Consider the following 6,644-nt stretch of genomic DNA (forward strand, 5'->3'; position numbering starts at 1 on the left):
AGTGAGCACCGAAGCGTACGTGTACGACGCGATCCGCACCCCGCGCGGCCGCGGCAAGGCGAACGGCGCCCTGCACGGCACCAAGCCCATCGACCTCGTCGTCGGGCTCATCCACGAGATCCGCGACCGCTTCCCGGGCCTCGACCCGGCCGCGATCGACGACATCGTGCTCGGCGTGGTGGGCCCGGTCGGCGACCAGGGCTCCGACATCGCGCGCATCGCCGCGATCGCCGCGGGACTGCCCGACACCGTCGCCGGCGTCCAGGAGAACCGCTTCTGTGCCTCCGGTCTCGAAGCCGTCAACCTGGCTGCCATGAAGGTCCGTTCCGGCTGGGAGGACCTGGTCCTCGCGGGCGGCGTCGAGTCGATGTCGCGAGTGCCGATGGCCTCGGACGGCGGCGCCTGGTTCGCCGACCCGATGACGAACCTGGACACCAACTTCGTGCCGCAGGGCATCGGCGCCGACCTCATCGCCACCATCGAGGGCTTCACGCGCCGTGACGTCGACGAGTACGCCGCCCTCTCCCAGGAACGCGCCGCCGCGGCCTGGAAGGACGGCCGCTTCGGCCGGTCCGTCGTGCCGGTCAGGGACCGCAGCGGCCTGGTCGTCCTCGACCACGACGAACACCTGCGCCCGGGCACCACCGCCGACTCGCTCGCCGGGCTCAAGCCCTCCTTCGCCGACATCGGCGAACTGGGCGGTTTCGACGCCGTGGCCCTGCAGAAGTACCACTGGGTCGAGGAGATCGACCACGTCCACCACGCCGGCAACTCGTCCGGCATCGTCGACGGCGCCTCCCTCGTGGCGGTCGGCTCGCGCGAGGTCGGCGAGCGCTACGGCCTCACCCCGCGTGCCCGTATCGTCTCCGCCGCCGTCTCCGGTTCCGAGCCGACCATCATGCTCACCGGCCCCGCGCCCGCCACCCGCAAGGCACTCGCCAAGGCCGGTCTGACCATCGACGACATCGACCTCGTCGAGATCAACGAGGCCTTCGCCGCGGTCGTGCTGCGCTTCGTCAAGGACATGGGCCTGTCCCTGGACAAGGTCAACGTCAACGGCGGTGCCATCGCGCTCGGCCACCCGCTCGGCGCGACCGGCGCGATGATCCTCGGCACCCTCGTCGACGAACTGGAGCGCCAGGACAAGCGCTACGGCCTCGCCACCCTCTGCGTCGGCGGCGGCATGGGCATCGCCACGATCATCGAGCGCCTGTAACTCCCCAGCGGCCCACGAGACCTACACGGAGACCCTCCTCATGACCGAGAGCACCACCATCCGCTGGGAACAGGACGAGACCGGCGTCGTCACCCTCGTCCTCGACGACCCGAACCAGTCCGCCAATACGATGAACCAGGCCTTCAGGACCTCGATCGCGGCGGTCGCCGAACGCGCCGAGGCGGAGAAGGACTCCATCCGCGGCATCATCTACACCTCCGCCAAGAAGACCTTCTTCGCGGGCGGCGACCTCAAGGACATGATGAAGGCCGGACCTGAGGACGCCCAGCGGGTGTTCGAGGCCGGCGTCGCCCTCAAGTCCGCCCTGCGCCGCATCGAGACACTGGGCAAGCCCGTCGTCGCCGCCGTCAACGGCGCTGCGCTCGGCGGCGGTTACGAGATCGCCCTCGCCTCCCACCACCGCATCGCCCTGGACGCCCCCGGTTCCAAAATCGGCCTGCCCGAGGTCACCCTCGGCCTGCTGCCCGGGAGCGGCGGAGTCACCCGCACCGTACGCCTCATGGGCATCGCGGACGCGCTGCTGAAGGTGCTGCTCCAGGGCACCCAGTACTCCCCGCGGCGGGCCCTGGAGAACGGCCTCGTCCACGAAGTGGCCACCACCCACGAGGAGATGCTCGCCAAGGCGCGCGCCTTCATCGACGCCAACCCCGAGTCGCAGCAGCCCTGGGACAAGCCGGGTCACAAGATCCCAGGCGGCACGCCGTCGAACCCCCGGTTCGCCGCGAACCTGCCCGCCTTCCCCGCGAGCCTGAGGAAGCAGCTGAACGGCGCCCCCTACCCGGCCCCGCGCAACATCCTCGCGGCCGCCGTCGAGGGCTCCCAGGTCGACTTCGAGACGGCGCTGACCATCGAGGGGCGCTACTTCACCGAGCTGGTCACCGGGCAGACCGCCAAGAACATGATCCAGGCGTTCTTCTTCGACCTCCAGGCGGTCAACTCCGGTGCCAGCCGGCCCGACGGCATCGCACCGCGCCAGGTCCGCAGGGTCGCCGTCCTCGGCGCCGGCATGATGGGCGCGGGCATCGCCTACTCGTGCGCCCGCGCCGGCATCGACGTCGTCCTCAAGGACGTGTCGGCCGAGGCCGCGGCGAGGGGGAAGGACTACTCCGGGAAACTGTGCGCCAAGGCCGTCTCCCGGGGCCGTACCACCCAGGAGAAGGCGGACGCGCTGCTCGCCCGCATCACGCCCACGGCGGACCCGCAGGACCTGGCCGGCTGCGACGCCGTGATCGAGGCCGTCTTCGAGGACCCGGCACTCAAGCACAAGGTGTTCCAGGAGATCCAGCACGTCGTCGACCCCGACGCCCTGCTCTGCTCCAACACCTCCACGCTGCCCATCACCGTCCTCGCCGAGGGCGTGGAGCGGCAGGGCGACTTCATCGGGCTGCACTTCTTCTCCCCGGTCGACAAGATGCCGCTCGTCGAGATCATCAGGGGCGAGCGCACCGGTGACGAGGCGCTGGCCCGCGCCTTCGACCTGGTCCGCCAGATCAACAAGACCCCGATCGTCGTGAACGACTCGCGCGGCTTCTTCACCTCGCGCGTCATCGGGCACTTCATCAACGAGGGCGTCGCGATGGTCGGCGAGGGCATCGAGCCCGCGTCCGTCGAGCAGGCGGCGGCCCAGGCGGGCTACCCGGCGAAGGTGCTCTCCCTCATGGACGAGCTGACCCTCACCCTGCCGCGCAGGATCCGCGAGGAGTCCCGGCGCGCCGTCGAGGAGGCGGGCGGCACCTGGGCGACCCACCCGGCGGAGGCGGTCGTCGACCGCATGGTCGACGAGTTCGGCCGCACGGGACGCAGCGGGGGAGCGGGCTTCTACGAGTACGGGGAGGACGGCAGCCGCGGCAGGCTGTGGCCGGGACTGCGCGAGCACTTCACGAAGCCGGGGCACCGCATCCCGTTCGAGGACATGCAGGAGCGCATGCTCTTCTCCGAGGCGCTCGACACGGTCCGCCTCCTCGAAGAAGGGGTCCTGACGTCCGTGGCCGACGCCAACATCGGATCCGTCCTCGGGATCGGCTTCCCGGGCTGGACGGGCGGCGTGCTCCAGTACATCAACGGGTACGAGGGCGGACCGGCCGGCTTCGTGACGCGCGCGCGTGAACTCGCCGAGCGCTACGGCGAGCGGTTCACGCCGCCCGCGCTCCTCGTCGAGAAGGCGGACAGCGGCGAGACGTTCAGCGACAAGTAACAGCGGCAGCCGGCACGTATAGCGCGAGCCGCCCCGCGTGGCGGCTGCGCCTCGGCGGCGAAGTGGCTCAGGACTCCCTGAGCCACTCCCGCAGTTCCTCCTTGAGGGAGCGCTGGAAGCTCGTCAGCAGGGCCTGCACCACGAGCGGCTGCATGTGCGCGGACAGGGACTTCACGGCGGCCACGGACTCCCGTCCGCCCACCGCTTCCCGCAGCAGCGTGGACAGCTCGTGCGCGGCCGCCCGCGAGTGCTCCAGCAGGACGGTCCGCGCCGCGCGGATCGCCTCGGGCGCGATCGGCACGTCGAGGAGCTGGACACCGAGCCGCAGCAGACCCGGGTCCGCACGGAACCCGCCGGGGACGGGGACGACCAGGTCCATCGCGGTGAGCCGGTCCAGGTCCGCCGCGTCCAGCGGCCGGCCCGCCCGCCGCTCCAGTTCCTCCCGCGACATCTCCTCCGCCGTGTCCGGCGCCCACGAGGCGACCACGGCGCGGTGGACGGCGAGGTCCTCGGCGCTCAGGCCGGGCGGCAGCCGCTGGAGGTGACGCTCGATCGCGGCCAGCGTCATGCCCTGGTGCTGCAACTCCTCGATGAGCGCGAGACGGCCCAGGTGCTCCCCGCTGTAGTGGCCCACGCGGCGGGGGCCGATCACGGGCGGCGGCAGCAGACCCCTGGTGCTGTAGAAGCGGACCGTACGGACCGTGACGCCGGCCCGCGCGGCCAGTTCGTCGACCGTGAGCGTCGGCTCCCCGGTGTCCGTCGTCATGGCAGCCCCTCGCCTCTTCGGGTGGTGCGGTGGTCCGGTGCAACAGTATTGCTGTCTCACCAGTGTGGTGAAAGCGGACGCCGGAGCCGGCCGGCACCCGGACCGGAGAGTGCCGGATGCACGTCGCGGGAGATCTGTACAGGCCCCGATCAGCATGTGAGATGTGCCGCTATGTGACATCGGCCACCGCATGCGGGGTGATCTCTGAGGGAAGGTGGCGCCTTGGTCTGTGCCACGAGTGGGACGGCGCGGACCAGACACATCCGGACACCCGCGTACGCCGTGCGCCGGGGCACCAGAGAGTTGATCCACCCGTGACCAAGGACGCCGTAGACACGGCCAGGGCCGCAGCCCGCCCGGAAGCCGCCGGTACCCCCGCGGACGCGGGCGACGCCGGGTACAGCAAGGACCTCAAGGCCCGCCACGTCAACATGATCGCGATCGGCGGAGCGATCGGCACCGGACTCTTCCTGGGAGCCGGCGGCCGGCTCCACGACGCCGGCCCCGCGCTGGCCCTCGCCTATCTCGTCTGCGGCGTCTTCGCCTTCTTCGTCGTGCGGGCCCTGGGCGAGCTGGTCCTCTACCGGCCCTCCTCCGGGTCCTTCGTGTCGTACGCGCGCGAGTTCCTCGGCGAGAAGGGCGCGTACGTCGCCGGCTGGATGTACTTCCTCAACTGGTCCACGACCGGCATCGCGGACATCACCGCGATCGCGCTCTACACGCACTACTGGAGCCTGTTCACCGACATCCCGCAGTGGGTGCTCGCCCTCGTCGCGCTCGCCGTGGTCCTGGCCGTCAACCTGATCTCCGTCAAGATCTTCGGCGAGATGGAGTTCTGGTTCGCGATCGTCAAGGTCGCCACCCTCATCGCGTTCATGCTGGTCGGCATCTTCCTGCTGGCGACGCGGCACGAGGTCGGCGGCACCACCCCGGGCGTGGGCGTCATCACCGACCACGGCGGCATCCTGCCGCACGGGGCCATGCCCGTCGTCCTGGTGATGCAGGGCGTGATCTTCGCGTACGCCGCCCTGGAGCTGGTCGGTGTCGCCGCGGGCGAGACCGCCGAGCCGGAGAAGGTCGTCCCGCGCGCGGTGAACTCGATCATGTGGCGGGTCGCGCTCTTCTACGTCGGCTCGGTCGTCCTCCTCGCCCTGCTGCTGCCCGGCTCGGTCTACTCGGCCGGCCAGAGCCCCTTCGTCACGGTGCTGTCGAAGATCGGCGTCCCGGCGGCCGGTGACGTGATGAACCTCGTGGTCCTCACCGCGGCCATGTCCTCGCTGAACTCGGGCCTGTACTCCACCGGCCGCATCCTGCGCTCCATGGCCATGGCGGGCTCCGCGCCGAAGTTCACCGCGAGGATGAACCGCAGCCAGGTCCCGTACGGCGGCATCCTGCTGACCTGCGCGGTGTGCGTGCTCGGTGTCGTCCTGAACTACCTCGTGCCGAGCCAGGCCTTCGAGATCGTCCTGAACGTGGCGTCCCTGGGCATCATCAGCACCTGGGTGATCATCATGATCTGCCACCTGGTGTTCGTCCGCCGCGCCAAGGAGGGCCTGCTGACCCGTCCCTCGTTCCGCCTGTGGGGCAGCCCGGTCACCGAGATCGTCACGATCGCCTTCCTCGTCGCCGTGCTGGGCCTGATGGGGAAGGACCCGGAGGTCGGCCGCAAGACGCTGCTCCTCATCCCGCTCGTCGCGGTGCTGCTGGCCGGCGGCTGGTTCGCCGTCCGGCGCCGCGTCGCGCAGTCCGCGGACCGGGAGCTGACCCGGATCACCGGGTAGGCCGCTGAGGTACGGGTGCGGCGGCATCCCGCGGTCCGGGGCGGCGACAACGGTGACTTTCGGTCAACTCTGGCGCAGATGCGCGTTGGTTTCGTACATGTGAGCGGGTAGGTCCCGGGCATGGATTTCCTTCCGCACCCGGCGGGTCCGGCCGGTCCGAGGACCGCAGACCTCCTCCTCACGCTGCCGCTGTTCGCCGTGGTGTACCTGTGCCTCGCCCGCGTGCTGCCGCCGCTGCACCGGGCCCTCGCGACCCGGGGCGAGGCGGCCGGGGGCGCCGCGGTGCGGGCGGACGCGGTGCGGGCCGCCGCCGCGGCCGAACGGTCCCGGACGCGCAGGCTCCTGGCCGCCGCGGAGCACGACGCGGCCCGCACCGGGCTTCGGGCCGACGACGCCGTCCGCACCGGGCGGCGGGCTGACCACACCGTCCGCACCGGGCTTCGGGCTGACGACGCCGTCCGCACCGGGCTTCGGATTGACGACGGGGCCCGCACCGGGCAGCGGGCCCCCGAGGAGGGTGCCGTGCCGCTCGCCGCGTCCCGCGAGGACGGCCACCGCGAGCGGGACGCCCGCGCCGCGCGGGCACGGGCCCGGGGGGGGGGGGGGGGGGGGGGGAGCGGCAGCCACCCCCCCCTCTTTGTGTTCTTTCCTTGTTCTCCTCCTTTC

The 6,644-nt window shown here is 71.3% G+C and carries 4 protein-coding genes and 1 pseudogene; 4 read left to right on the forward strand and 1 reads right to left on the reverse strand.

Annotated elements, in window-relative coordinates:
* The first annotated feature begins 1 nt into the window (after window position 1).
* Both AC069T_RS19800 and AC069T_RS19805 read left to right on the forward strand, forming a co-directional pair.
* Window positions 2–1,216, forward strand: a complete 1,215-nt coding sequence (locus AC069T_RS19800; protein WP_358851912.1) for an acetyl-CoA C-acetyltransferase — start codon at window positions 2–4, stop codon at window positions 1,214–1,216.
* Window positions 1,217–1,256: 40 nt separating this feature from the next.
* Entirely contained in the window at window positions 1,257–3,431 is a 2,175-nt protein-coding gene (locus AC069T_RS19805) for a 3-hydroxyacyl-CoA dehydrogenase NAD-binding domain-containing protein (protein ID WP_478783982.1), read from the forward strand.
* Window positions 3,432–3,498: 67 nt separating this feature from the next.
* On the opposite strand, the pseudogene AC069T_RS19810 reads toward AC069T_RS19805, so the two are convergent.
* Window positions 3,499–4,240 (reverse strand): annotated as a pseudogene (locus tag AC069T_RS19810) (MerR family transcriptional regulator).
* 271 nt (window positions 4,241–4,511) lie between these two features.
* Here AC069T_RS19810 and AC069T_RS19815 point away from each other — a divergent pair.
* On the forward strand, window positions 4,512–5,978 hold the full coding sequence (locus tag AC069T_RS19815) for an amino acid permease (protein ID WP_478783983.1): 1,467 nt from the start codon (window positions 4,512–4,514) through the stop codon (window positions 5,976–5,978).
* A 120-nt stretch (window positions 5,979–6,098) separates the two neighbouring features.
* Window positions 6,099–6,644 (forward strand): hypothetical protein (locus tag AC069T_RS19820; RefSeq protein ID WP_478783984.1); only part of this gene is annotated, 546 nt, incomplete at its 3' end.

Source organism: Streptomyces sp. NPDC043867 (genome assembly GCF_056435845.1).

Excerpts from the sequence above, each read along its gene's own strand:
- AC069T_RS19805 (WP_478783982.1), top strand. The coding sequence starts at position 1,257 with ATGACCGAGAGCACCACCATCCGCTGGGAACAGGACGAGACCGGCGTC.